This window comes from Pseudomonas lurida (genome assembly GCF_002563895.1).
Lineage (GTDB): Bacteria > Pseudomonadota > Gammaproteobacteria > Pseudomonadales > Pseudomonadaceae > Aquipseudomonas > Aquipseudomonas lurida.
The window spans coordinates 2,632,190-2,655,933 of the sequence record NZ_PDJB01000001.1 but is presented as its reverse complement, the minus strand read 5'-3'; the positions used below and the strand labels follow the sequence as shown (position 1 = coordinate 2,655,933).

At 62.0% G+C, this 23,744-nt stretch carries 20 protein-coding genes and 1 pseudogene; 10 read left to right on the top strand and 11 right to left on the bottom strand.

What is annotated here, in order from left to right:
• The first annotated feature begins 6 nt into the window (after window positions 1-6).
• From ATH90_RS11985 to ATH90_RS11955, 7 genes are all read left to right on the top strand, one after another.
• On the top strand, window positions 7-1,578 hold the full coding sequence (locus ATH90_RS11985; protein WP_098466350.1) for an ABC transporter ATP-binding protein: 1,572 nt from the start codon (window positions 7-9) through the stop codon (window positions 1,576-1,578).
• Between the two features lie 59 nt (window positions 1,579-1,637).
• Window positions 1,638-3,038 carry a sigma-54 interaction domain-containing protein gene (locus tag ATH90_RS11980; RefSeq protein WP_098466349.1) on the top strand — a complete coding sequence of 467 codons (1,401 nt, stop codon included), beginning with the start codon at window positions 1,638-1,640 and terminating at the stop codon, window positions 3,036-3,038.
• Window positions 3,039-3,331: 293 nt separating this feature from the next.
• On the top strand, window positions 3,332-4,723 hold the full coding sequence (locus ATH90_RS11975) for a GntP family permease (protein WP_034104512.1): 1,392 nt from the start codon (window positions 3,332-3,334) through the stop codon (window positions 4,721-4,723).
• 7 nt (window positions 4,724-4,730) lie between these two features.
• Window positions 4,731-5,504, top strand: coding sequence for a 3-hydroxybutyrate dehydrogenase (gene hbdH, locus ATH90_RS11970; RefSeq protein ID WP_034104510.1), 774 nt, complete (start codon window positions 4,731-4,733; stop codon window positions 5,502-5,504).
• Window positions 5,505-5,571: 67 nt separating this feature from the next.
• Entirely contained in the window at window positions 5,572-7,530 is a 1,959-nt protein-coding gene (locus ATH90_RS11965; RefSeq protein ID WP_098466348.1) for an acetoacetate--CoA ligase, read from the top strand.
• A 136-nt stretch (window positions 7,531-7,666) separates the two neighbouring features.
• A complete protein-coding gene (locus tag ATH90_RS11960; RefSeq protein ID WP_098466347.1) occupies window positions 7,667-10,162 on the top strand; it encodes a PAS domain-containing sensor histidine kinase in 2,496 nt (831 codons plus the stop codon).
• 43 nt (window positions 10,163-10,205) lie between these two features.
• Window positions 10,206-10,481, top strand: a complete 276-nt coding sequence (locus ATH90_RS11955; RefSeq protein ID WP_003174397.1) for a peptidylprolyl isomerase — start codon at window positions 10,206-10,208, stop codon at window positions 10,479-10,481.
• A 96-nt stretch (window positions 10,482-10,577) separates the two neighbouring features.
• Here the strand turns inward: ATH90_RS11955 and ATH90_RS11950 are convergent, their stop codons facing one another.
• The 8 genes from ATH90_RS11950 to ATH90_RS11915 form a co-directional block, all read right to left on the bottom strand.
• Window positions 10,578-11,486: a sugar kinase gene (locus ATH90_RS11950; protein ID WP_034104504.1), complete on the bottom strand. Its 909-nt coding sequence runs from the start codon at window positions 11,484-11,486 to the stop codon at window positions 10,578-10,580.
• Window positions 11,487-11,598: 112 nt separating this feature from the next.
• Window positions 11,599-12,807, bottom strand: a complete 1,209-nt coding sequence (locus ATH90_RS11945) for an amino acid deaminase (RefSeq protein WP_098466346.1) — start codon at window positions 12,805-12,807, stop codon at window positions 11,599-11,601.
• 9 nt (window positions 12,808-12,816) lie between these two features.
• Entirely contained in the window at window positions 12,817-13,581 is a 765-nt protein-coding gene (locus tag ATH90_RS11940) for an IclR family transcriptional regulator (RefSeq protein ID WP_034104792.1), read from the bottom strand.
• Between the two features lie 106 nt (window positions 13,582-13,687).
• Complete coding sequence (locus tag ATH90_RS11935; protein WP_010210958.1) at window positions 13,688-14,077, bottom strand: RidA family protein; 390 nt, start codon at window positions 14,075-14,077, stop codon at window positions 13,688-13,690.
• A gap of 16 nt (window positions 14,078-14,093) precedes the next feature.
• On the bottom strand, window positions 14,094-14,876 hold the full coding sequence (locus tag ATH90_RS11930; RefSeq protein ID WP_034104500.1) for an amino acid ABC transporter ATP-binding protein: 783 nt from the start codon (window positions 14,874-14,876) through the stop codon (window positions 14,094-14,096).
• The gene (locus ATH90_RS11925) at window positions 14,873-15,535 is read right to left on the bottom strand and encodes an amino acid ABC transporter permease (protein ID WP_025857548.1); all 663 of its coding nucleotides are present in this window, start codon (window positions 15,533-15,535) and stop codon (window positions 14,873-14,875) included. Before ATH90_RS11925 ends, ATH90_RS11930 begins: the two co-directional genes overlap by 4 nt.
• Window positions 15,536-15,546: 11 nt before the next feature.
• Entirely contained in the window at window positions 15,547-16,209 is a 663-nt protein-coding gene (locus ATH90_RS11920) for an amino acid ABC transporter permease (RefSeq protein ID WP_034104497.1), read from the bottom strand.
• A 51-nt stretch (window positions 16,210-16,260) separates the two neighbouring features.
• A complete protein-coding gene (locus ATH90_RS11915) occupies window positions 16,261-17,109 on the bottom strand; it encodes a transporter substrate-binding domain-containing protein (RefSeq protein ID WP_034104495.1) in 849 nt (282 codons plus the stop codon).
• Between the two features lie 353 nt (window positions 17,110-17,462).
• Between ATH90_RS11915 and ATH90_RS11910 the strand changes: the two genes are divergently transcribed.
• Together ATH90_RS11910 and ATH90_RS11905 are read left to right on the top strand one after the other, a co-directional pair.
• Window positions 17,463-17,711: a hypothetical protein gene (locus ATH90_RS11910; RefSeq protein WP_069023461.1), complete on the top strand. Its 249-nt coding sequence runs from the start codon at window positions 17,463-17,465 to the stop codon at window positions 17,709-17,711.
• Window positions 17,712-17,771: 60 nt separating this feature from the next.
• Window positions 17,772-17,996, top strand: a pseudogene (locus ATH90_RS11905) (thioredoxin domain-containing protein); the annotation flags it as partial.
• 106 nt (window positions 17,997-18,102) lie between these two features.
• Here ATH90_RS11905 and ATH90_RS11900 read toward each other — a convergent pair.
• Window positions 18,103-19,665 carry a TerC family protein gene (locus tag ATH90_RS11900; RefSeq protein ID WP_034104489.1) on the bottom strand — a complete coding sequence of 521 codons (1,563 nt, stop codon included), beginning with the start codon at window positions 19,663-19,665 and terminating at the stop codon, window positions 18,103-18,105.
• A 292-nt stretch (window positions 19,666-19,957) separates the two neighbouring features.
• Window positions 19,958-20,854, bottom strand: coding sequence for a LysR family transcriptional regulator (locus tag ATH90_RS11895; RefSeq protein ID WP_098466345.1), 897 nt, complete (start codon window positions 20,852-20,854; stop codon window positions 19,958-19,960).
• Window positions 20,855-21,004: 150 nt separating this feature from the next.
• Here ATH90_RS11895 and ATH90_RS11890 point away from each other — a divergent pair, with 150 nt between their 5' ends.
• The gene (locus ATH90_RS11890) at window positions 21,005-22,540 is read left to right on the top strand and encodes an MFS transporter (RefSeq protein ID WP_098466344.1); all 1,536 of its coding nucleotides are present in this window, start codon (window positions 21,005-21,007) and stop codon (window positions 22,538-22,540) included.
• Window positions 22,541-22,657: 117 nt separating this feature from the next.
• Here the strand turns inward: ATH90_RS11890 and sohB are convergent, their stop codons facing one another.
• On the bottom strand, window positions 22,658-23,683 hold the full coding sequence (gene sohB / locus ATH90_RS11885) for a protease SohB (RefSeq protein ID WP_034104482.1): 1,026 nt from the start codon (window positions 23,681-23,683) through the stop codon (window positions 22,658-22,660).
• Window positions 23,684-23,744 lie beyond the last annotated feature (61 nt).

Here is a 23,744-nt window from a genome sequence, read left to right as displayed (position 1 = left end):
CCGCATATGAACCTGATCGAAATCCGCGACCTCAGTGTCGCCTTCAGCAGCCAGACGGTGGTGCGCAACCTGTGCCTGGACGTGCGCGCCGGCGAATGCCTGGCGCTGGTAGGCGAGTCAGGCTCGGGCAAGTCGGTGACGGCCCATTCGATCCTGCAATTGCTCCCGCAGGCCGGTACCGAAACCACCGGTTCCATCACGTACCGCGGCCAGGAATTGGTGGGGGCTTCGGCCGCCACCTTGCAAAAGCTGCGCGGCAACCGCATTGCAATGATCTTCCAGGAGCCGATGACCTCCCTCAACCCGTTGCACAGCATCGAAAAGCAGATCGGTGAAACCCTGCTGCTGCACAAGGGCATGGGCGGCAAGGCGGCGCAGGCGCGCATCCTCGAATTGCTCGAGCTGGTGGGCATCCAGAAACCCCAGGAGCGACTCAAGGCCTATCCCCATCAGCTGTCCGGTGGCCAGCGCCAACGCGTGATGATCGCCATGGCCCTGGCGTGCGAGCCGGAACTGCTGATCGCTGACGAACCCACTACCGCGCTGGACGTGACGGTGCAGCGCAAGATCCTGCTGCTGCTCAAGTCCCTGCAGGAACGCCTGGGCATGTCGTTGCTGCTGATCAGCCACGACCTTAACCTGGTGCGCAGCATTGCCCAGCGCGTGTGCGTGATGCGGGCCGGCGAGATTGTCGAGCAGGCCGACTGCCAGACCCTGTTCAATGCGCCGCAGCACCCGTACAGCCGCCTGCTGCTGGATGCGGAGCCGGACGCTGAGGCGCTGTGCAGCGATGTGCGCGAAACGGTACTGCAGGTGGACGACCTCACCGTGCAATTCCCCCTCAGCGGCGGGCTGTTTCGACGCAAGACCTACCTGCGGGCGGTAGATGGCATCAGCCTCAGCGTGCAACGCGGCAAGACCCTGGGAATTGTTGGCGAGTCCGGTTCCGGCAAGTCCACATTGGGCCAGGCGATCCTGCGGCTGCTGGATTCCACCGGCAGTATCCGCTTCCAGGGGGAAGCCCTCGACCCGCTGAACCCTCAGCAAATGCGCCCGTGGCGCAAGCAGATGCAGGTGGTGTTCCAGGACCCTTACGGCAGCCTCAGCCCGCGCATGACCGTAGAGCAGATCATCAGCGAAGGCCTGGAGGTGCACGCACCGTGCAGCCTGGCCGACCGCGATGCGCAAGTGATCCAGGTGCTCAAGGACGTAGGCCTCGACCCCGCCAGTCGCCACCGCTACCCCCACGAGTTTTCCGGTGGGCAGCGCCAGCGCATCGCCATCGCCCGCGCCCTGGTGCTCAAGCCGGCACTGATGCTGCTCGACGAACCCACCTCGGCCCTCGACCGCACCGTGCAGAAACAAGTGGTGGCGTTGCTGCGTGAACTGCAAGACAAATACGGCCTGACCTACTTGTTTATCAGCCATGACCTGGCCGTGGTACGCGCCATGGCCCATGACATGATCGTGATCAAGGACGGCAAGGTGGTGGAGCGCGGCGCGAGCCATGAGGTGTTCGATGCACCGCAACATCCGTACACCAAAGAGCTGCTGGCAGCGGCGCACATCCCCTTGTAAACACGCCCGCTCCCACCAGGGTCGCGAATCCATGTCCAATTTGTGTTGGTAGCCTGAACATGAACATCACCGATAACCTCAAGGACTACCAACAGGTGCGCGGCCTGGCCATCCAGTCGCTGTTCGAGATCATCGAGCAGTCCAGCGAAGGCACGGTGATTGTCGATCGCGACGCCAATATCGTGTGGATGAACGAGCGCTACGCCAAGCGCTTCGGGCTCAAGAGCGCCGACGAAGCCATTGGCCAACCCTGCGAACACGTGATTTCCAACAGCCTGTTGCGCCAGGTGGTGCGCAATGATCAGCCGATCCTGCTGGATATCCAGGACACGCCCAAAGGTCCGTTGGTGGTGATGCGCTTGCCGATCCACAACGAGGCCGGCGCGGTGATCGGGGCGATCGGGTTTGCGTTGTTCGATGAGCTGCGCAACCTCTCGCCACTGATCGAACGCTACCTGAGCATGCAGCAAGAGTTGGCTTCGACGCGCTCGTTGCTGCGCTCACGCCAGAGCAAGTACAACTTCGCGCATTTCATTGGCACCAGCGCGGCCAGCCTCGAAGTGAAACGCCGGGCGCGACGCAGTGCGAGCGCTGAATCGCCGGTACTGCTGCTGGGCGAGACCGGTACCGGCAAGGAGTTGCTGGCCCAGGCGATTCACGGCGCCTCCAGCCGTGCACACAAGGCCTTTGTGAGTATCAACAGCGCCGCCATTCCTGCCGACCTGCTGGAAGCCGAGTTTTTCGGCACCGCACCAGGCGCCTTTACCGGCGCCGACCGCAAGGGCCGTCCGGGCAAATTCCAGATTGCCCAGGGCGGCACCTTGTTCCTCGATGAAATCGGCGACATGCCCCTGCCGCTGCAAAGCAAACTCCTGCGGGTGTTGCAGGAAAAGGAATTCGAGCCGGTCGGCTCCAACGAGATGCTGCACAGCGATGTACGGGTAATTGCAGCCACCTCCCTGGACCTGGAAGCGGCGATCAAGCGCGGCGAGTTCCGTGCCGACCTGTATTACCGCCTGAATGTGCTGCCGATCCAGGTGCCGCCGTTGCGTGAGCGACTGGAAGACATTCCGGCGTTGAGCGAGGCAATCCTGGAGGAGCTGCGCAGCCAGCATGAACTGGACCGTGAGGCGTTGGCACTGCTGGCACAGCATGCGTGGCCGGGGAATATCCGCGAGTTGCGCAACGTACTGGAACGGGCCGCGTTGCTGAGTGATGACCTGGTGTTGAATGCCGCCGAGATTCGGGCGGCAATAGGTACCTTCACCCCGGTGCAACGCGGCAGCGCGATGGCGCCAGTGGAGGGGGAGAGTTTCAGTGCGGCGCGGGAGCGGTTTGATCGGCAGGTGATCAGCGCGGCCTTGAGGGCCTGTGACGGGAATGTCGTAGAGGCGGCCAAGCGGTTGGGGCTTGGCCGCTCGACGCTCTACAAGAAGATGGTGGCGTTGGACCTTACGTAATCTCGATAAAGAGACACTATTCCACATACAAAGACATTCCAATGTGGGAGCGGGCTTGCCCGCGAATTCGGTGTATCAGCAAAGCGTTTCTTTCTGGCTCCCCCCCTTCGCGGGCAAGCCCGCTCCCACATTTGATCTGCATTTGTCTCAAATAAGAGACTAAATTGATGACTGTCATCCAAAATCTATAATTAACCCTTATATTTCAAACACTTGGGTTGTTGGCACACATCTCGCTATAGCCCTTCCCACCGCGTCACCCCACAAAAATAACAATCCGATGGAGACACACCATGAGTGTGATCATTGCCCTGGCAGCCCTCGCGCTGCTGATGCTGGCTGCCTACCGTGGCTATAGCGTTATCCTGTTTGCCCCCATCGCCGCCCTCGGCGCTGTCCTGCTTACCGACCCTTCTGCCGTCGCGCCTGCCTTTACCGGGGTGTTCATGGAAAAAATGGTCGGCTTCATCAAACTGTATTTCCCGGTGTTCCTGCTGGGTGCGGTGTTCGGCAAGCTGATCGAGCTGTCGGGCTTTTCACGCTCGATCGTGGCGGCGGCCATTCGCTTGCTCGGCACGCGCCAGGCCATGCTGGTGATCGTGCTGGTCTGCGCCCTGCTCACCTATGGCGGCGTGTCGCTGTTCGTGGTGGTGTTCGCGGTGTACCCGTTCGCGGCGGAGATGTTCCGCCAGAGCAATATCCCCAAGCGCCTGATCCCGGCGACCATTGCCCTTGGCGCGTTCTCGTTCACCATGGACGCCCTGCCCGGCACGCCGCAGATCCAGAACATCATCCCCAGCACGTTCTTCAACACCACGGCCTGGGCCGCGCCATGGCTGGGCCTGATTGGTACGATCTTCGTGTTCTGCACCGGCATGCTGTACCTGGCCCGCCAGCGCAACAAGGCCCAGCGTGCGGGTGAAGGGTACGGCACCGAGCTGCGTAACGAGCCGGAGACTGCCGAGAACCTCACCCTGCCCAACCCATGGATCGCGCTGTCGCCGCTGATCCTGGTGGGCGTGATGAACCTGCTGTTCACCCACTGGATCCCGCAGTGGTACGGCAAGACCCACAGCCTCAGCCTGCCGGGCATGAGTACCCCGGTCACCACCGAGATCGCCAAGCTCACCGCGATCTGGGCGGTGCAGGCGGCCTTGCTGGTGGGGATTATCGTGGTGCTGGTGTTCGGTTTCTCGGCGATCAAGAGCAAGCTCGCCGAAGGCAGCAAAAGCGCGGTCAGCGGTGCATTGCTCGCCGCGATGAACACCGCGTCGGAATACGGCTTTGGTGCGGTGATCGCCTCGCTGCCGGGCTTCCTGGTGCTGGCCGACTGGCTCAAGGGCATTCCCAACCCGCTGGTCAACGAAGCGATCACCGTGACCCTGCTGGCCGGTATCACCGGCTCCGCGTCGGGCGGCATGAGCATTGCCTTGGCGGCCATGTCCGAAAGCTTTATTTCGGCGGCCCATGCGGCCAATATCCCGCTTGAAGTGCTGCACCGCGTCGCGGCCATGGCCAGCGGCGGCATGGACACCCTGCCCCACAACGGCGCGGTGATCACGCTGCTGGCGGTGACCGGGCTGACCCACCGCGAAGCCTACAAGGACATCTTCGGTATCACGATCATCAAGACCCTCGCGGTGTTCGTGGTGATCGGTACTTTCTACGCCACTGGCATTGTGTGAGGTTTTCATGACGACATTGAACGGCAAGACCGCCCTGGTCACTGGCTCCACCAGCGGCATTGGCCTGGGCATCGCCTTGAGCCTGGCCAAGGCCGGTGCCAACCTGATCCTCAACGGCTTCGGCGACGCCAGCGCAGTGGTTGCCCAGGTGCAGGCCTTGGGCGGCAAGGTCGGCCACCATCCGGCCGACGTCAGCGACCCGGCGCAGATCGCCGACATGTTCGCCTATGCCGAGCGTGAATTCGGCGGCGTCGACATCCTCGTCAACAACGCCGGCATCCAGCACGTGGCGGCCGTGGAAGACTTCCCCGCCGAGCGCTGGGACTCGATCATCGCGATCAACCTGTCGTCGGTGTTCCACAGCACGCGCTTGAGCTTGCCGGGGATGAAGGCCAAGGGCTGGGGGCGTATCGTCAATATTGCCTCGGTGCACGGCCAGGTCGGTTCGGTGGGCAAGGCGGCGTATGTGGCGGCCAAGCACGGGGTGATCGGCCTGACCAAAGTGGTCGGCCTGGAGACCGCCACCAGCAACGTCACCTGCAACGCCATCTGTCCCGGCTGGGTGCTGACGCCGCTGGTGCAGAAACAGATTGATGATCGCGCCGCCAGCGGCGTGGACCCGCAGCAGGCGCAACATGATTTGCTGGCGGAGAAACAGCCGTCCCTGGCATTTGTGACGCCACCACAATTGGGCGAACTGGTGTTGTTCCTGTGCAGCGAAGCCGGCAGCCAGGTGCGCGGCGCGGCGTGGAATATCGACGGCGGCTGGTTGGCGCAGTAAACCCCAGTCGCGCAGGCACCGCCGCTCCCACACCCGGTCGATTTGTATAAGAACAAGAGACTCGCGTATGTCCGACATCCTCTGGCAACCTTCCCCGGAACGCATCGCCAACACGCGGATGGACCAGTTCCGACGCTACATCAACGCGCGCTACGGCCTGCAGCTCGACGATTACCCGGCCCTGCACCAGTGGAGCATCGACCAGCGCCCGGACTTCTGGCGGGCCATCGTGGCGTTCTTCGGCGTGCAGTTTCGCAGCCCACCTACGGCGGTGCTGATCGAAGACGCTGAAATGCCTAGCGCCCAGTGGTTTCCCGGCGCGACCCTGAACTTTGCCGAGCACTTGTTGCGCCGCCGCGATGATCACCCTGCGGTGATCGCCATCAGCGAAGACGGCCAGCGCGAAGCATTGACCTACGCCGAGCTGGCCGCCCATGTCGCCGGCCTGCAGCAAAGCCTGCGGGCCGCGGGCGTCGGCGTGGGTGACCGCGTCGCGGCGTGCATGCCCAACACTTGGCAGACCCTGGTGGGCATGCTGGCCACCACCAGCCTCGGCGCGATCTGGTCGTGTTCATCCCCGGACTTCGGCACCCAGGGCGTGATCGACCGTTTCGGCCAGATCGAACCCAAGGTGCTGATCACCTGCGCCGGTTACCGCTATGCCGGCAAGGACATCGACCAGACCGCCAAGCTCAATGAGATCCTCGCGCGCCTGCCGTCCCTGGAGCAATTGATCATCGTGCCGTACGCCAGGCCACAGGCGCGGGTGCAGGATTATCAAACCCCAGCCGGCGCCGCGCTGTGGCAGGACTTCTACCAGCCGGGCGGCGAGCCTGAATTCGTCGCGGTGCCGTTCGATCATCCGCTGTACATCCTCTATTCCAGCGGCACCACGGGTGTGCCCAAGTGCATCATCCACGGCACCGGCGGCGTGTTGCTCACCCACCTCAAGGAACACGGCCTGCATGCCGACCTGTCACGCGAGGACTGCCTGTTCTACTACACCACCTGCGGTTGGATGATGTGGAACTGGCTGGTGTCGGTACTGGCCATCGGCGCCACGGCGGTGCTGTATGACGGTTCGCCGTTTCATCCAGGCCCCGAGCGCCTGATCGACCTGATCGACGCGGAAAAAATCAGCGTGTTCGGTACCAGCCCCAAGTTTCTCGCCACGCTGGAAAAGGCCGGGCTGCGGCCGCGCCTGAGCCACGACCTGCGCAGCCTCAAGGGGCTGATTTCGACCGGCTCGCCGCTGTCGCCGCAGAGCTACGACTACGTGTACCGCGAGATCAAGGGCGAACTGTGCCTGTCGTCCATGTCCGGTGGCACTGATATCGTCTCCTGCTTTGTGATCGGCAACCCGGTGTTGCCCGTGCGGCGCGGCGAAATGCAGTGCAAGAGCCTGGCGATGGCCATCGAGGTGTGGGACGACCAGGGCCGCCCCCTGGTTGGTGAAAAAGGCGAGCTGGTGTGCACCCGGCACTTCCCGGCCATGCCCATCGGCCTGTGGAACGACCCGGACCGCCAGAAACTTCGCGCCTCCTACTTCAGTCAATTCCCTGGCATCTGGGCTCAAGGTGACTACGCCGAACAACGCCCCAATGGCAGCCTGCTGATTCACGGGCGCTCCGACGCCGTGCTCAACCCGGGCGGCGTGCGCATCGGCACGGCCGAAATCTATCGCCAGGTGGAAAAGGTCCCGCAGGTGCTGGAAAGCCTGGCCATCGGCCAACGCTGGCAAGACGATGTGCGCGTGGTGTTGTTCGTGCGCCTCGATGACGGGGTTGACCTGGATGAACCGCTGGAGCAACGGATCCGCCAGGTGATCCGCGCCAACACCACACCGCGGCACGTCCCGGCGAAGATACTCGCGGTCACCGATATCCCCCGCACCATCAGCGGCAAGATCGTTGAATTGGCGGTGCGCAACGTGGTGCACGGCGAGCCCGTGAAGAATACGGACGCCCTGGCCAACCCACAGGCCCTGGACCAATTTCGCGACCGCCCTGAGCTGGCGGAAGGATGAAAGGTTTCAGCCCTGACGGACTCATTTGAAGACAAACTCACAATGCATGCTATTTTTCGGGGCTGGTCACCCATTCCCGACTCGCGTGATAATGGGTGTTGTCATCGTTCAAAGCGTTACGCTCAGGGTTTTTTTCATGAATGGACCATCCACCGGCAGCGAAGCCGCCGCATTGATCGCGCGGCTGGACTGGGCACAAAGCCCTCTCGGTGAGGCCAATGATTGGCCACAAAGCCTGCGCACCGCCGTGGATATCGTCGTCCATTCGCCAATGCCAATGCTCCTGTTGTGGGGCAGCCAGCTCACGCAGCTCTACAACGACGGTTTCGCCTTGCTCGCGGGCAACAAACACCCCGAGGCCATGGGGCAGCCTGCGCACCAGACCTGGCCGGAGCTCGAAAGCTTTACCGCGCCGGTCTACGACGCCGTGCTCAGCGGCCAGGTGCGCACCTTCAGCGAGCAGCGCTTCGTGCTGCAGCGGCATAATCGCGACACTGAAATCTGGCTGGACCTGACCTACAGCCCGATCCGCGATGAGAGCGGCAGTGTGGCCGGGATCCTGGTCACCGCCATCGAAACCAACGAGCGGCGCAGGGCCCGGCAGAACACCGAGCAACGCCTGCAACTGGCGCTGGCCGCCACCGACGCCGTAGGAACCTGGGATTGGGATATCGGCGAAGACCTCTTTATCGCCGACGCGCACTTCGCCTACCTGCACGGTGTCGACCCGAGCGAGGCCGGCCGGCTGCCCATCAGTGACTACCTGCAAGGCGTACACCCCGAAGACCGCAGCATGGTGGCCCGCAGCATCAAGCACTGCATCACCTTCGGCACGGAATACGCCGAGGAATACCGTCTGCTGCAAGCCGACGGCCAGGTGCGCTGGGTGTTTGCCCGAGGCCGTTGCTACAAGGACCACCAGGGTCGCCCGGCGCGGTTCCTCGGCGCGGCGCTGGACCTTACCGAGCGCAAACACACCGAGCAGGCCTTGCGCCAAAGCCAGACCGAACTGCAACTGATCATCAACGCCATGCCAGTGCTGATTGGCTATGTCGACCATGAGGAGCGGTTCCGCTTGAACAACAGTGCGTACCTGGAGTGGTACGGCATGACGCCTCAGGAGCTGTACGGCAAGACCATCCGCGACGTGCTCGGCGACGAAGTGTATGCCGGGCGGGCGGACAAGATCGCGGCCGCGCTCAAGGGCAAGGCTTGCAGCTTCATGACCGTGACACCGCACCGTGACGGCCGGCCACGGCATGCGTTGATGAAGTACCTGCCGCGTTTCAGCAATGATGGCTCGGTGAATGGTTTCTACATCTTTGTGATCGATGAGACCGAACGCAAACTCACCGAAGAAGCGCTGCGCCACCTCAACGAAAACCTTGAGGAACGCGTGACCCAGCGCACCCAGGCACTGGCAGAGGCCAACCAGCGCCTGCAAAACGAAATGTTCGAACGCGAACGCGCCGAAGACGCGCTGCGCCATGCGCAGAAGATGGAAGCGGTGGGTCAGCTCACCGGCGGTATCGCCCACGACTTCAACAATATGCTCACCGGCATCATCGGCAGCCTGGACCTGATGCAGCGCTATATCGCCGCCGGGCGCAGCGATGATATCGGCCGTTTTGCCGACGCCGCCGTGTCCTCCGCCCACCGCGCCGCCGCCCTTACCCACCGGCTGCTGGCCTTCTCGCGACGCCAGTCGCTGGATCGGCGCCCGCTCGACCCCAACCAATTGGTGGCGTCGCTGGAAGACCTGTTCCGACGGACCAAGGGCGCGCATATCGCACTCAAGGTGCAACTGGGCAACGACATCTGGCCGGTCAACACCGACGCCAGCCAGCTCGAAAATGCCCTGCTCAACCTGGTGATCAACGCCCGTGACGCGATGCCCGATGGCGGCGAGATACTCATCGAAACCGCCAACAGCTACCTGGACGGCACCGATATCACCACCCTGGAACCGGTCAAGGCCGGCGACTACGTGATGCTCGGCGTGTGCGACAACGGCACCGGCATGGCGCCGAAAATCCTCGCCAAGGCGTTCGACCCCTTCTTCACCACCAAGCCCATCGGCCAGGGCACTGGCCTGGGCCTGTCGATGATCTACGGCTTTGCCCAGCAGTCCGGCGGCCATGTCACCATCCAGAGCGAACCGGGCCAGGGCACCTGTGTGCGACTGTACCTGCCGCGCCTGCACGGCACCGCGCTGGAGAGCAGCCTGCCGCCGCACTTGAGCGAAGCGCCGGTGGCCATGGCCGGTGAAGCGGTGGTGGTGGTCGAGGACGACCCGGCGGTGCGCATGCTGGTGGTCAATGTACTCGACGAACTGGGCTACACCGCGCACCAGGCGGCGGACGCGCGCACCGCACTGCCGCTGCTGGAATCGGATTTGCGCGTCGACTTGCTGGTGACCGATGTCGGCCTGCCGGGCATGAACGGCCGGCAGTTGGCAGAGATCGCCCGCCAGCATCGTCCAGGCCTGCGCGTATTGTTCATGACCGGTTACGCCGAGAAAGCTGCCGAGCGCCAGGGCTTCCTGGAGGACGGCATGGACATGGTGGCCAAGCCGTTTTCCATCGACGTGCTGGCGACCAAAATCCGCAGCATGATCAGCGTTGACCCATGAGTTCAGGCATAATCGCGCGCCGTCGCACACCTGGTAGAGATCAATGAAAGCCCAAGCCCGTCATATCCTGGTGAAAACCAGCGAAGAAGCCGAACAGCTCAAGCAGCGTATTGCCAAGGGCGAAGCCTTTGATGTGCTGGCCAAGAAGTACTCCACCTGCCCGTCCGGCAAGCGCGGGGGTGACCTGGGTGAAGTGCGGCCCGGGCAGATGGTGGGGGCGATTGATGCGGTGATCTTCAAGAAGCCGGTGAAAGTGGTTCACGGGCCGATCAAAAGCAAGTTTGGGTACCACTTGGTGCAGGTGTTTTACCGCGACTGAGCGGTTGCCTGACACCCACAACTGACTGCATTTTGACCCAAAGCATGCAACCCACTGTGGGAGCGGGCTTGCCCGCAAACCGCCGCAGGCAGCCATTCACCCCCTGGGAATCAGCGCCCCCGGCAGTTGGATCACGCGACTGGCCAGCCAATGCCCGGCCACAGCGGCGTCCTCTGGAGAGCCGCCTTTGAGCCGAGCGGCCAGATACGCCGCACTGAACGAATCCCCCGCCGCTGTCGTATCCACCACCTTTTCCACCTTCAGCGCCGGCACGGCAAAGCGCTCGCCATTGCAGCGGATCAAGCATTCATCGGCGCCACGCTTGAGCACGACCTCTTCAATGCTCGGGTACGCCGCAAACACCTGCTCACTGTCGGCATACCCAAACAATGCGCGCTCGTCATCCTCGGTCAGCAAGGCAATGTCCACGGCTGCCAACACCGTGTGATACGCAGCGCGGGCCGCCTCGATACTCGCCCACAAACGCGGCCGGTAATTGTTGTCGAACACCACCTTACCCCCGCGACGACGGGTTTCGATCAGGGCTTGCAGCAACCGACCGCGGCCGACCTCACCCAGCACCGCCAGCGTAATGCCGCTGAAATACACCACGTCATAGTCCGGCAATGCAGCCAGGATCGGCTCGGCGGCGGGCGTGGTGAAGCAGTCGCGTACGGCGGCTTCGTTACGCCAGTAGAGGAATTTGCGCTCGCCGCTGGCGTCGGTCTGAATGCAGTACAACCCCGGCAAACGTCCAGCCAGGCGCTGGACCATGCCCAGGCCCAGGCCTTCATCCGTCCACTGCTGGCACATGGCATCGCTGAAACTGTCGTCGCCCAGGGCGGTGACGTAGTCGACGCTGCCGGTGCCACCCAGTTCGCGGCGCAAGTAGACCGCCGCGTTCAAGGTGTCACCGCCGAAGCTCTGGTGCAGGCTGCCGTCGGCGCGGTGTTGCAGTTCGATCATGCATTCGCCGATCAGGGCGATGCGGGGGGATGTGTTCATGCCGTTTAATCTCTGGTGTGGCTGATGGCCCCTTCGCGGGCAAGCCCGCTCCCACCTCTGGAATGCCTTCCAAAGGCGGGAGCGGACGTGCCTGCAATGGACGCGACGCGATTCAGAAGCAGGTATGCAGGGACTCGATCACCTGCAACTGCTCATCCACCAGGCATCCGACCTGCCACTTGTCAAAGGTGAGGCACGGGTGCGAAGTGCCGAACGAAATGATGTCGCCGATACGCAATTCCACCCCCGGCGCCACGGTCATGAACGCATGCTGGTCCATCACCGCCGTGACCTTGCACGCGCCCACGTCATCACCTTCGGCCGGCAATATACCGGCCTTGTAGCGCTTGAGCGGCACCGGCAGGCCGGCGTCGTAGGCCACGTCGCGCTTGCCCAGGGCGATCACGGCAAAACCCGGCTCCGGCAACGATTGCACGTGGGCCCAGACTTCCAGGGCCGGGCGCAGGCCTTCGCTGAGGTCGCTGCGGCGGTCGAGCACGCAGCATTGCGCGTCTTTGTAGATACCGTGATCATGGGCCACGTAGCTGCCCGGGCGCAGCACACTCAGGAAACGGCCGGCGGCATTTTGCTCTTCGAACGACTCGGCAATCAGGTCATACCAGGCCGACCCCGAGGCCGTGACGATAGGCTTGGGCAAGTCGAAAGAGCCGTTGTTCTGCAGGTCCACCGCCAGGCGCACCAGGCTGGCGGCAAAATCGCGGATGCCGCTGATGGCGTGCTCGCCGTGGATCACGCCTTCATAGCCTTCGATACCGGTGAGGGCCAGGGCGGGCTGAGCCTTGATCGCCTTGGCCAGGTCGCGCACTTCCTGCTCGCTGCGGCAACCGCAACGGCCGCCGACCACGCCGTATTCGATCATCACGTTCAGACGCAGGCCACGGGCGGCGAAGAACAGGCCCAGGTCGGCGACGTTGTCGGGATGATCCACCATGCAGTGGAACTCGAATTCCTTGTCGGCCAACAGGTCGGCGATCAGCGCCATGTTCGGCGCGCCCACCAGCTGATTGGCCATCAACACACGGCGTACGCCACCGGCGTAGGCGGCGCGGGTCTGCACGGCGTTGGCCAGGGTAATGCCCCAGGCGCCTTCGGCGACCTGACGCTGGAACAGCGCCGGCATCATGCTGGTCTTGCCGTGGGGCGCCAGTTGCGCCCCACTCTTGTTCACAAAGTCCTGCATCCAGCGGATGTTGTGTTCCAAGGCGTCGCGGTGCAGCACCAGGGCGGGCAGGCTGACGTCACGGACCAGGTGGGCACCGACGGCGGCGGCGCCTTTTTCAACGGCGTTGATGGCAGACATGGAAAACTCCTATTCGTTGATGCGCCGGGCCAGGTTGTTGGCGCTGTCGATCAACACCCGGCGATAGTCGTTGTAGTTCTTGCTGGCATCGGCGCGTGGCGCCACGATGCACAGGGTCGCAATGCTGATACCTTGGGCGTCACGCACCGGGGCGGCAAAGCAATGGGTAAAGGTGTCGGCCACACTGTCGAAGGAGAAGAAACCGTCGAGGGTGGCCTGGCGGATCTGTGCCAGGAAGGTCTCCAGGGGCAAGCGCTGGCCGTCCGGCAGGATGAAGTCATCGTGGTCGATCAGGTCGACGATCTGCTGGTCACTCAAGTGTCCCAGCAGAAGGCGCCCGGAGGCCGTCCACGGGATTGGCGCGTTCTCACCGATGTCCGAGGAAATACGGAAATGCCGTTCGCCCTCGCGCATCAACGCCACGGTGTATTTGCGCCCGTTGAGCAGGCACATCTGCGCGGTTTCGTGGGTCTGGCTGACAATCTCCTGCAAGGCATGGTCGGCCTCGCGGGTCAGGTCGAAATGGCGCAAGTGTGCCTGGCCCAGAAAATACAACTGCCGGCCGAGGTAGACGTGACCGTCCTTGCCCACCGTCTCCAGGATGCGCCGCTCAAGCAGGGACGCAACCAGTTCGTACACGGTGGATTTGGGGCTGCCGATGCCGCTGGCGATATCATTCGGGCGCAGGGGCTGGCCAATTTCCTTGAGGAAGTCGAGGATATCGAATGCACGGTCCAGGCCTTTGGCGCGGCGTTTGATGGTGTCTTCGGTCATGGCAATTTCGGTCCGGTCGAAATGGTAGGGCTGGCGCAGGTCCACTGCGGGAGGGGGCAGGCCCCCTCCCACATTTGATCTCTGGTGGGCTTAAGAGTGGGGCAATTTAGCCCTTTTTCTTGTAGGCCACGCAATCAATCTCGACCTTGCAGTCCACCATCATGTTGGCCTGTACACAGGCGCGTGCCGGGGCGTGTTCCGGGGTGAAGTATTCGCCGAAGACCTTGTTGAAACTCCAGAAGTCACGCGGGTCTTCCAGCCATACGCCGACACGCACCACATCCTTGAGCTCATAGCCGGCTTCTTCGAGGATCGCCACCACATTGCGCATGGTCTGGCGGGTCTGCTCGATGATCCCACCGGTGATGATTTCGCCGTCCACCGCAGGCACTTGGCCGGAGACGTACAACCAACCGTCCGCTTCCACGGCGCGGGCGAAAGGACGAGGCTGGCCACCGCCAGCAGTACTGCCGGCACCGTAACGAGTGATGCTCATAAAAAGATGCTCCTGATTAAAAACGAATGTTCTTGAGAAATTCCGCCAGGCGCGGCGATTGCGGGCGTTCGAAAATGTCCTTCGACGAACCCTGCTCTTCGATGCGGCCCTGGTTCATGAAAACGATCTTGTCCGAGACTTCATAGGCAAAGCGCATTTCGTGGGTGACCAGCAGCATGGTCATGCCCTCCTCCGCCAGGCCCTTGATCACGCTGAGTACTTCGCCCACCAGCTCCGGGTCGAGGGCCGAGGTGACTTCGTCGAACAGCATCAGGCTGGGGTTCATGGCAATCGCGCGGGCGATCGCCACGCGTTGCTGCTGGCCGCCGGAAAGCTGGCCGGGAAAATGATTGCGCCTTTCCAGCAGGCCCACGCGGTCCAGCCATTTCTCGGCCAGCGCGACAGCTTCGTCCTTGCCCATCTTCTTGACCTTGAGCAGGCCGAGGGTGACGTTCTGCAACGCGGTCAAATGCGGGAACAGGTTGAACTGCTGGAACGCCATGCCAGTCATCGCCCGATGCTGGGCAATCACACGTTCGGGATGACGCACGCGCTTGCCGGCGATTTCGCTGTAGCCGATGGACTCGCCATCCAGGGTGATCTGCCCCCCCTGGAATTCTTCCAGCAGGTTGACGCAGCGCAACAGCGTGGTCTTGCCCGAGCCGCTGGAGCCGATCAGGGTCACCACGTTGCCACGCTGCATGGACAAGTCGACGCCCTTGAGCACTTCCACCTGGCCGTATTGCTTGCGCAGGCCACGGATGTTCAGCAGCGGTTGGTTGGTTTGAGGTTGGTTCATGGCAAGGCCACCCGCTTTTCAATGTAGCGTCCGAATAACTCGATGGCGTAGTTGATGACAAAGAACAGAAACCCGGCGAACAGGTAGAACTCCAGGGTCATGAAGGTACGCGCGATCACTTGCTGGGTGCTTAGCAGCAACTCGGCCACGCCGATCACCGACAGCAAGGTCGAGGCCTTGACGATTTCCGTGGAGGAATTGACCCAGGTCGGCAGGATCTGGCGCAGCGCCTGAGGCAACAGCACATAGCCCAGGGACTGATAGAACGTCAGGCCGATCGCCTTGCCCGCTTCCAGTTGCCCACGGGGAATGGCTTGCAACGCACCGCGCACGATCTCCGAGACGTGGGAGCCGCAGAACAGGGTCAACCCCACCGCACCAGCCTGGAACGCGGTGATCTGCCAACCGAGTGCCGGCAGCATGTAGAAACACGCCAAGACCAGCACAAACACCGGCGTACCACGGATCAGGTCGACGTACAGGCGAAACGGCGCACGCATCCAGAACTTGCCGTAGGTGAGGATCAACCCCGCCACGATACCGATCAAGGTGCCAAAGATAATGGCCAGCGCCGACACATACACACTGGCCTGGAAGCCCGCCCAGAGGGTATCCCGGGCGATCCACAACTCATGCAACCAGCTGGGGGATTCGTACATGGAAACCTTCCTTAACGACGGATCGCCAGACGCTGTTCCAGGTAACGGAGCAGCATGGCAATGAGGTAACAGGCAGCCACGTAGAGCACCGTCGTGACCAGCCAGGTTTCAATCACCCGGTAGCTTTCGACGTTGATCTTGCGGGCGTAATAAGTCAGCTCCGGCACCGCGATGGCGGCGGCGAGCGAAGTGTCCTTGAACAGCGAAATGAAGTTGTTCGACAGCGCGGGCAGCACGTTGCGCAGCATCACTGGCACCGTGATATAGGCCCGGATCCGCCACTCACCCAAACCGATCGCCAACCCGGCCTCACGCAAGCCCTTGGGAATATTCAGCAGCCCGGCGCGGAACACTTCGGTCAGGTAGGCACCGGCGTACAACGACAAGGTGATGATGAACGACGGGATCTTGTCCAGGCGAATACCCAGGCTGGGCAAGGCGAAGTAGATCAACAGGATCAACACGAGGATCGGTGTATTGCGGATCACCGTTACATACACCGAAGCCAGCACGCGCAATGCCCTGTGTTTCGACAGCATGGCAAATGCCATCATCAGGCCGATCACGCAGCCAATCGCGATCGACAGCAGCGCCAGCTCAAGGCCCAGGCCGAGCCCCGCCAGCAAGCTGGGGAAGTCGCGCCACACGGCGGCAAAGTTCAACTGATAGTTCATGGTCGGCAGTACCTGATTGGGGCGCCATCAGCGACGCCCCAGGTTTTCGATTTACTTGAACTCAACCGGGAAGCCGATCGCGGGTTCTGGCAGGTCCACACCGAACCATTGCTTGAACGAGGCTTTGTAGGTGGGGAACTCGACGCCGGTCATGGCTTCATGCAGCGCGGTATTGACGAAGTTCAGCCAGTCCTGGTCGCCACGCTTGACGGCGCACGCGTAGGTTTGCGGGCTCCAGGCGTAAGCCGGGCTGCGGTAGCGACCTGGGTTCTGCACCATCAGGTACTTGACCGAGGACTGGTCGGTGGCGGCAGCATCGGCGCGACCGGAGTTCACCGCCTGGTACATCAGGTCCACGCTGTCGTACTGGTCGACCTTGGCCTTGGGCAATGCCTGGTGCACCAACTCTTCGGCGTAGACGTTTTGCAGCACGGCCACGGTGACGCCGTCGCCGGCAGCCTGCAGGTCTTCGATCTCTTTGTACTTGCTGTTGTTCGGCAACAGCAGGCCCACGCCTTCGCGGTAGTACGGCAGGGTGAAGGCCACTTGTTGTGCACGGCTGGCGGTGACGGTGATGAACTGGCAACTCATGTCGACCTTGTCGGTCAACAGGTTGGGAATGCGTGCGTCGGACGACTGCACCACGAACTCGACCTTGCTTGGGTCGTTGAACAACCCCTTGGCCACAATGCGGCCGATGTCGATATCAAAACCTTGCAACTTGCCATCCGCTCCCTGGAAGTGCCACGGCGCATTGGTACTGCCTGTACCCACGATCAGGTGCCCACGCTTGAGCACATTATCGAGCTTGCTGTCCGCCGCCTGCACGATGCTGGCGAGGGAAGCCGATGCGGCGAAGAGAAAAACACACGCTTTGAACACGGAAGGTCGGTGATGCATGACAAGCACTCCAGGGGTTGTGTATTCCGCTATACCGGAACTTAGTATGTAACAACGGAATAGACAGCAGAAAGTGTGCCACACGCAGTAACAGAAAAATATGATGGGAATAAAGTCTTTAGAAATCAGCTGGATAAATGTGGACGTGGCTTAAGGCGTTGCGCCATTACCTGCAATCGCTTTGCTACCCAAGGCCCCACACCGCGGTGACAGGCCCAATCGCATGCCCTGCAAGGGTGTTACTGCGCACTGTTGCAGTGCGAGAGCACCGTGGAAAAATCAGGATGCTGGGCTAGCCTCAATCTAACTTTTACGTGGCACCTGTAGGACTATTCGATGAGGAACCTGCTTTGATGAAATTCGGCGTTACCCTGTTAGTGCTCTCCCTTCTCGTGGCCGGCAATGCCTCGGCCAGTAATGATCGCCGTGAATGCAAGGAAGAATTGCGCAAGCTCAATGAAGCCTTGAGCACCAACTACACCAGCCAGAATCATCATGGCTACCGCCAGGCGAAAGCCTCCAGGGACAATCTGGAATACAAGAAATGCGCGAGCCAGGCACGCAAGGCGCGCGAGCGTGTGGAGCGTGACGGCGACCTGTGAAGATTGACAGTAGACCGGGACGATTTCCCGCCCTAGCGTAAGCCAGGGTCCTGGAGGGAAATGTCGATGAACTATGTCAATGCCGTGATTGCTGACAAAGCCGCTTTTGAGCACGAACTGGATACGGTACAGCCCGTCTTTGTGGTGTTCATGTCACATGACTGCACCGCATGCAGTGATGGGATGCCGCGATTCATGCGAATCAGCCAAGGCTACAAGGACCACGTCAAAATCCTGATCCTTGATTGCGTCGACACGCCACGGCATCCCCGTGTCGACCGTATCCCGATGCTGCTGATCTACCACCACCAGGCGTTGCTCGAAGCCCTTCCCGGCCTTGGCGAGCAAGCGCTGGTACGCGCCTTCGAGCAGTACGCCGGACGAGCCGCGGTTACGCCTGGGGTAAAGGCGCCAGGCAAACCTGCGTCACCCGCCGCTCCTCCACCGCCGCCACCGTCAGGCGCCAGCCCTCATGCTCCAGGCTATCGCCCACTACCGGAAGGCGGTCGAGCAGGCTCATGACCAGGCCCGCCAGCGTCTGGTAGTCCTCGGTCGCAGTCGCCTTGAAGCCGGTGCGCTGGCGAACCAGGTTAAGGTTCAAGGCGCCATTGGCGCGGAAGCCATCGCCCTCCTCGACGATATCCGGGCCCTCGATTTCGCTGGCATCCGGCAACTCACCCGCGATGGACTCAAGGATATCGGTCATGCTCAACACCCCCATGAAATCACCGAACTCGTTGATCACGAACGCGATATGGGTCGACTCCTGGCGCATCTGCTCCAGGGCATTGAGAATCGAAAAGCTCTCCAGCAAATTGATCGCCCGGCGCGCCAGGTGCTCCAGGTTAGGCACGTTGCCGGCCAGGTATTCCTTGAGCAATTCCTTCTTGTGCACAAAGCCCAATGGCTCATCGATAGCACCGTTGCGGATCAACGGCAGCCGCGAGTAGGACGAATGCATCAGTTTGAGGCGAATACTGTCAGGATCGTCCGCCAGATCGATGTAGTCGACCTTGGCCCGCGGCGTCATCAGCGTACGGATCGGCCGCTCGGCCAGTTGCAGCACACCACTGATCATCACGCGCTCACGTCGATCGAACAGCGGACCCTGCGCAGCATCCGGTTCACCCAGCAGATCGGCGACCTCCTCATCCACCTCTTCCACCGCCAGGCTGCGGCCACCCAGTAAGCGCATCACCGCATGGGCGGTGCGCTCACGTACCGGCAACACGCCTTGCGCGGACTTCTTGCGGCGCGAACGGGCGATCTGGTTGAACACTTCGATCAGGATCGAGAAACCAATGGCCGCGTACAGGTAGCCCTTCGGAATATGGAAGCCCAGGCCCTCGGCGGTCAGGGCAAAACCGATCATCATCAGGAAACCCAGGCACAACATGATCACGGTCGGGTGCGCATTGACGAAGCGGGTCAGCGGCTTGCTCGCCACGATCATCAGGCCGATGGACACGATCACCGCGATCATCATCACTGCCAGCTCGTCGACCATGCCCACGGCGGTGATCACCGCGTCGAGGGAGAACACCGCGTCGAGCACCACGATCTGCGCCACGATCGGCCAGAACATCGCATAGGCCGCGTTGCCCGTACGCTGGGCCACATGCCCTTCCAGGCGCTCGTGCAATTCCATGGTGGCCTTGAACAGCAGGAACACACCACCGAACAACATGATCAGGTCACGGCCCGAGAAGCTCTTGTCGAACACCTCGAACAGCGGCTGGGTGAGGGTCACCAACCAGGAAATACTCGCCAGCAGGCCCAGGCGCATCAGCAATGCCAGAGACAAACCGATCAGGCGCGCACGGTCGCGCTGCTCCGGCGGCAGTTTGTCCGCCAGGATCGCAATAAACACCAGGTTGTCGATGCCAAGCACCAGTTCCAGCACAATCAAGGTCAACAGGCCGAGCCAGGCCGTTGGATCCGCTAACCATTCCATTTATAGAGTCTCTTTACAGATTTCAGAATACCGGACACGGCAATGCACGGTCAGGGACCGGGACAAGGTTAGCAATCGGAATACGGGGTGCTTGAGTGGGAACAGCGACAGCGGTTGTCTTGGGGAAAGACGACTGGGAGGCTCCGAGAGGGTGTTCATGCAGGTCCTGAATCAGCAAAAGGACTTGAATCCTACAACCGAAACACAAACTTCCCACAACGCAAAACTATTACAAAACCTGTACAGCGCGCCCTGCGGGCTGCATGTGGGACGGTATCGTGCCGCCTGATCCTCACGCGCCTGGCGGATTCCGTGCAGCCCCGGCTGAGCCCTTGACCTGCTGGATGTACCGCGCCACCACGGGGGCCTTCTCGAAGCGCCGGTGAATCAACGACAACCACGATGACGCATCACTGCCGTGGATACTGCGGTAAACCACGCCCGGTAAACTCACGTGCCCGACCAGCGATGCGGGCACCACCGCCACGCCCTGCCCGAGCGACACCAACGCCATCACCGCCACCAGCCCACCCGGTTGCGGCCCCAGGCGCGGTGCAAAGCCGCCTTGCGCTGCCACATGCAAGGTGCCGCTGATTTGTTCCGGCAAGATAAACGTCTCGTTCTGCAGGTGCTCGCAGCCAATCGCCCTGAGCCCCAGCAGCCAGGAATGCTGGGGCAACGCCAGTACGAACCCCTCGCTGTCCAGCGGGACTGCCTCCACACCCTCCGGCAGGGTCATGGGCGAGCGGATATAGCCGATGTCGACACGCCCGTCCGCCACCGCGCCAGGCAACATCGCCATCGCACATTCGCGCACATTGACGCTCACATCGGGAAACGCCTGGCTGAACGCCTGCATTTGTCGCTGCAACAGCCCGGAATACACCGCAGAAGCCACGTAGCCCAGCTCGATATGCCCGATCTCGCCGCGCCCGGCGCGCTGGGCACTGCGCTGGGCGAACTCGAACTGGCGTACGGTGGCTTCGGCCTCCATCAGCAAGGCGGCACCGGCTTCGGTGAGGCTGACTTCACGGTGCTGGCGGACAAACAGGCGCGTGCCCAGCGTCGCTTCCATCTCCTGGATCTGGCGGCTCAAGGTCGGTGGCGCAATGCCCAATTGCTCAGCGGCCCGCGTGAAATTGCGTTGCCGGGCAACGGCCAGGAAGTAGCGGAAATGGCGGATGTCCATGACAGGATTAGCTCAAAGGTAATGAAGTACTTCATGGCGGCTAACAAAGACATTGCCGGACGGGAATAAGCTCACAGTACTTGAACACTAGAGAGCCTTTGCGATGTCCGTCAACCGTGTTTTCACCATTGCTTGTGAGGTAATTCAACGATGAGCCGGGTCAGCCCACGCTATACCTTGTTGACGGCGTCCGGCGTTTGTTCGCTGATCGTGCTCGACACCAACATCGTCGCCGTGACATTGCCCAGCATCGCCCGGGACCTGGGGGCGAACTTTGCCGATATCGAGTGGGTCGTCAGCGCCTACATGCTGGCCTTCGCCGCACTGTTATTACCCGCCGGCAGCATCGCCGACCGTTTCGGACGCAAGAAGACCCTGGTCTGGGGCCTGGGCATCTTTATCCTCGCATCCCTTGGCTGCGGCGCCGCGCCCAGCGCCCTGTTCCTGGACATCGCGCGCGCCATCAAAGGCGTCGGCGCGGCGTTGCTACTGACCTCGGCGCTCGCCTCCATCGGCCACACCTTCCACGATGAAGTCGAACGCGCAAAAGCGTGGGCCTTCTGGGGCGCGTGCATGGGCGTGGCGATGACCGCCGCGCCGACCCTCGGCGGCTTGATCACCGAGTACCTGGGCTGGCGCTGGATTTTCTATCTCAACCTGCCGGTGGGCCTGGGGCTGATGGCGCTGGTGCTGCGCGCGATTCCGGAATCGCGCGATACCCAGTCCGCGCGTCTCGACCCGTGGGGCAGCCTGGCCTTCAGCGCCAGCTTGCTGTGCCTGATCTGGGGGCTGATCGAGGCCAATCGCATCGGCTGGGACAACCCGCTGACCTACGCCCGGCTGATCGGCGGCGCGGCTTTACTCGGCGTATTTGCCATCGTCGAGCGTATGCAACAGCGGCCCATGGTCGACCTGCAACTGTTCCGTCACCCGCGCTTTATCGGGGCCCTGCTGGGGATGTTTGCCTACGCCGGCTGTGCCCAGGTGATGATGACGTTGTTGCCGTTCTACCTGCAGAACGGCCTGGGGTTCTCCGCGATTGCCTCAGGCCTGGGTATGTTGCCGTTTGCCCTGACTATGTTGATCTGCCCAAGGATCGGCGCACGGTTGGCTGCGCGTTTCGCGCCAGCAACGATGATGACGACCGGCTTGACCTTGGTGGGCAGCGGCAACCTGTTGAGCGCCTGGGCGGTCAATGTCGGCGGCTACCTGCCCTTTGCCCTGGCGATTGCGGTCACCGGTGCGGGGGCCGGCCTGCTCAATGGCGACACGCAGAAAAACATCATGGCCTGCGTACCACGGGACCGTGCGGGCATGGCCTCGGGCATGAGCACGACGATGCGTTTCAGCGCGATCATGCTGGCGATTGGTGTGTATGGGGCATTGTTGAGCAGCCATAGCGAGCAATTGCTGAGCGCGAGTGTCGACACACAGTGGCAGGCGCAGGTGGCAGGCATTGCGTCGCGGGTGGTGGCGGGTGATATGCCGGCAGCGATGGGTTTATTGCCGGAGGCGGCACGCGCACAGGTGCAGCCGCTGGCGCGGCAGGCGTTTGTGGGCGGATTCAGCGGTGTGTTGTGGTTGGCGGGGTTGTTGGGGCTGCTGGGGGCGTTGGTGGTGGGGATATTGATGCGTAGCCCGATACCCTCAGTCCCGCAACAACTCCCCCTGCGGGCACCGAACTGAATGTGGGAGCGGGCCTGCTCGCGAATGCGCTGTGTCAGAAACAGATGCACTGACTGAGACATCGCATTCGCGGGCACGCCCGCCCCACAGGGGACCGTCCACATTCTGGAGGTCGGGTTACCAGAAGCGTTGCTGGGTCAACCGACTCCACCAGGTCAGCAGCACGCGGTCTACCGAGCCGCTGGCCGCCAGGCCTACGCGCTCCTGCAAGCTCTTGCGCTCGGCATAGTGCAAGTGGAACACCTCGGCAGTCTTGGCCTTGGTGGCCAGGTATTCGTCGCTGGTTTGCAGCTCATCGACCAGTTGCTTGTCGAGGGCTGCAACACCCAGCCACACTTCTCCGGTCGCCACATCGTCAATCGCCAGCTGTGGACGGTAGCGCGACACGAAGTTCTTGAACAGTTGATGAGTGATGTCCAGGTCTTCCTGGAATTTCTCGCGGCCTTTCTCGGTGTTTTCGCCAAACACCGTGAGGGTGCGTTTGTACTCGCCGGCCGTCAGCACTTCGAAGTCGATATCGTGCTTCTTCAGCAGGCGGTTGACGTTGGGCAACTGTGCCACCACGCCAATGGAACCGAGGATGGCAAACGGGGCGCTGATGATCTTCTCGCCAATGCACGCCATCATGTAGCCGCCGCTGGCCGCAACCTTGTCGATGCACACGGTCAATGGCACGCCCGCCTGGCGGATACGCGCCAGCTGCGATGATGCCAGCCCATAGCTGTGAACCATGCCGCCGCCGCTTTCCAGGCGCAGCACCACTTCGTCCTTGGGCGTGGCCAGGCTCAGCACTGCAGTGATTTCATGACGCAGGCTCTCGGTGGCCGAGGCCTTGATATCGCCGTCGAAATCCAGGACAAACACCCGTGGCTTGGCCTCGGCCTTCTGCTTGCCCTTCTTCTTTTCGGCCTTGCCTTCGGACTTGCGCAAGGCCTTGAGCTGGTCCTTGTCGAGGAGGCTCGACTCCAGGCGCTCACGCAGGCCCTTGTAGAAATCATTGAGTTTGCTGACCTGTAACTGGCCGGCGGACTTGCGACGGCCCTTGCTGCGCAGTGCGGCAAAGCTGATCAATACCACCAGAATAGCGACCACCAGGGTGACGGTCTTCGCCAGAAAGCTCGCGTATTCGGCCAAAAAATCCATATTTCTCCTTACAGGTGCGGTGCGCCAGGCGCGGATTGCCCCAGCATACCGGCGGTATCGC

Coding starts and splice junctions, on each gene's coding strand:
- ATH90_RS11930 (WP_034104500.1), bottom strand. CDS start 14,876: ATGAACCAACCTCAAACCAACCAACCGCTGCTGAACATCCGTGGCCTG.
- ATH90_RS11910 (WP_069023461.1), top strand. CDS start 17,463: ATGAAATTCGGCGTTACCCTGTTAGTGCTCTCCCTTCTCGTGGCCGGC.
- ATH90_RS11950 (WP_034104504.1), bottom strand. CDS start 11,486: ATGAACACATCCCCCCGCATCGCCCTGATCGGCGAATGCATGATCGAA.
- sohB (WP_034104482.1), bottom strand. CDS start 23,683: ATGGATTTTTTGGCCGAATACGCGAGCTTTCTGGCGAAGACCGTCACC.
- ATH90_RS11895 (WP_098466345.1), bottom strand. CDS start 20,854: ATGGACATCCGCCATTTCCGCTACTTCCTGGCCGTTGCCCGGCAACGC.
- ATH90_RS11955 (WP_003174397.1), top strand. CDS start 10,206: ATGAAAGCCCAAGCCCGTCATATCCTGGTGAAAACCAGCGAAGAAGCC.
- ATH90_RS11915 (WP_034104495.1), bottom strand. CDS start 17,109: ATGCATCACCGACCTTCCGTGTTCAAAGCGTGTGTTTTTCTCTTCGCC.
- ATH90_RS11940 (WP_034104792.1), bottom strand. CDS start 13,581: ATGACCGAAGACACCATCAAACGCCGCGCCAAAGGCCTGGACCGTGCA.
- ATH90_RS11925 (WP_025857548.1), bottom strand. CDS start 15,535: ATGTACGAATCCCCCAGCTGGTTGCATGAGTTGTGGATCGCCCGGGAT.
- ATH90_RS11985 (WP_098466350.1), top strand. CDS start 7: ATGAACCTGATCGAAATCCGCGACCTCAGTGTCGCCTTCAGCAGCCAG.
- ATH90_RS11935 (WP_010210958.1), bottom strand. CDS start 14,077: ATGAGCATCACTCGTTACGGTGCCGGCAGTACTGCTGGCGGTGGCCAG.
- ATH90_RS11965 (WP_098466348.1), top strand. CDS start 5,572: ATGTCCGACATCCTCTGGCAACCTTCCCCGGAACGCATCGCCAACACG.
- ATH90_RS11975 (WP_034104512.1), top strand. CDS start 3,332: ATGAGTGTGATCATTGCCCTGGCAGCCCTCGCGCTGCTGATGCTGGCT.
- ATH90_RS11920 (WP_034104497.1), bottom strand. CDS start 16,209: ATGAACTATCAGTTGAACTTTGCCGCCGTGTGGCGCGACTTCCCCAGC.
- ATH90_RS11900 (WP_034104489.1), bottom strand. CDS start 19,665: ATGGAATGGTTAGCGGATCCAACGGCCTGGCTCGGCCTGTTGACCTTG.
- ATH90_RS11890 (WP_098466344.1), top strand. CDS start 21,005: ATGAGCCGGGTCAGCCCACGCTATACCTTGTTGACGGCGTCCGGCGTT.
- ATH90_RS11945 (WP_098466346.1), bottom strand. CDS start 12,807: ATGTCTGCCATCAACGCCGTTGAAAAAGGCGCCGCCGCCGTCGGTGCC.
- hbdH (WP_034104510.1), top strand. CDS start 4,731: ATGACGACATTGAACGGCAAGACCGCCCTGGTCACTGGCTCCACCAGC.
- ATH90_RS11980 (WP_098466349.1), top strand. CDS start 1,638: ATGAACATCACCGATAACCTCAAGGACTACCAACAGGTGCGCGGCCTG.
- ATH90_RS11960 (WP_098466347.1), top strand. CDS start 7,667: ATGAATGGACCATCCACCGGCAGCGAAGCCGCCGCATTGATCGCGCGG.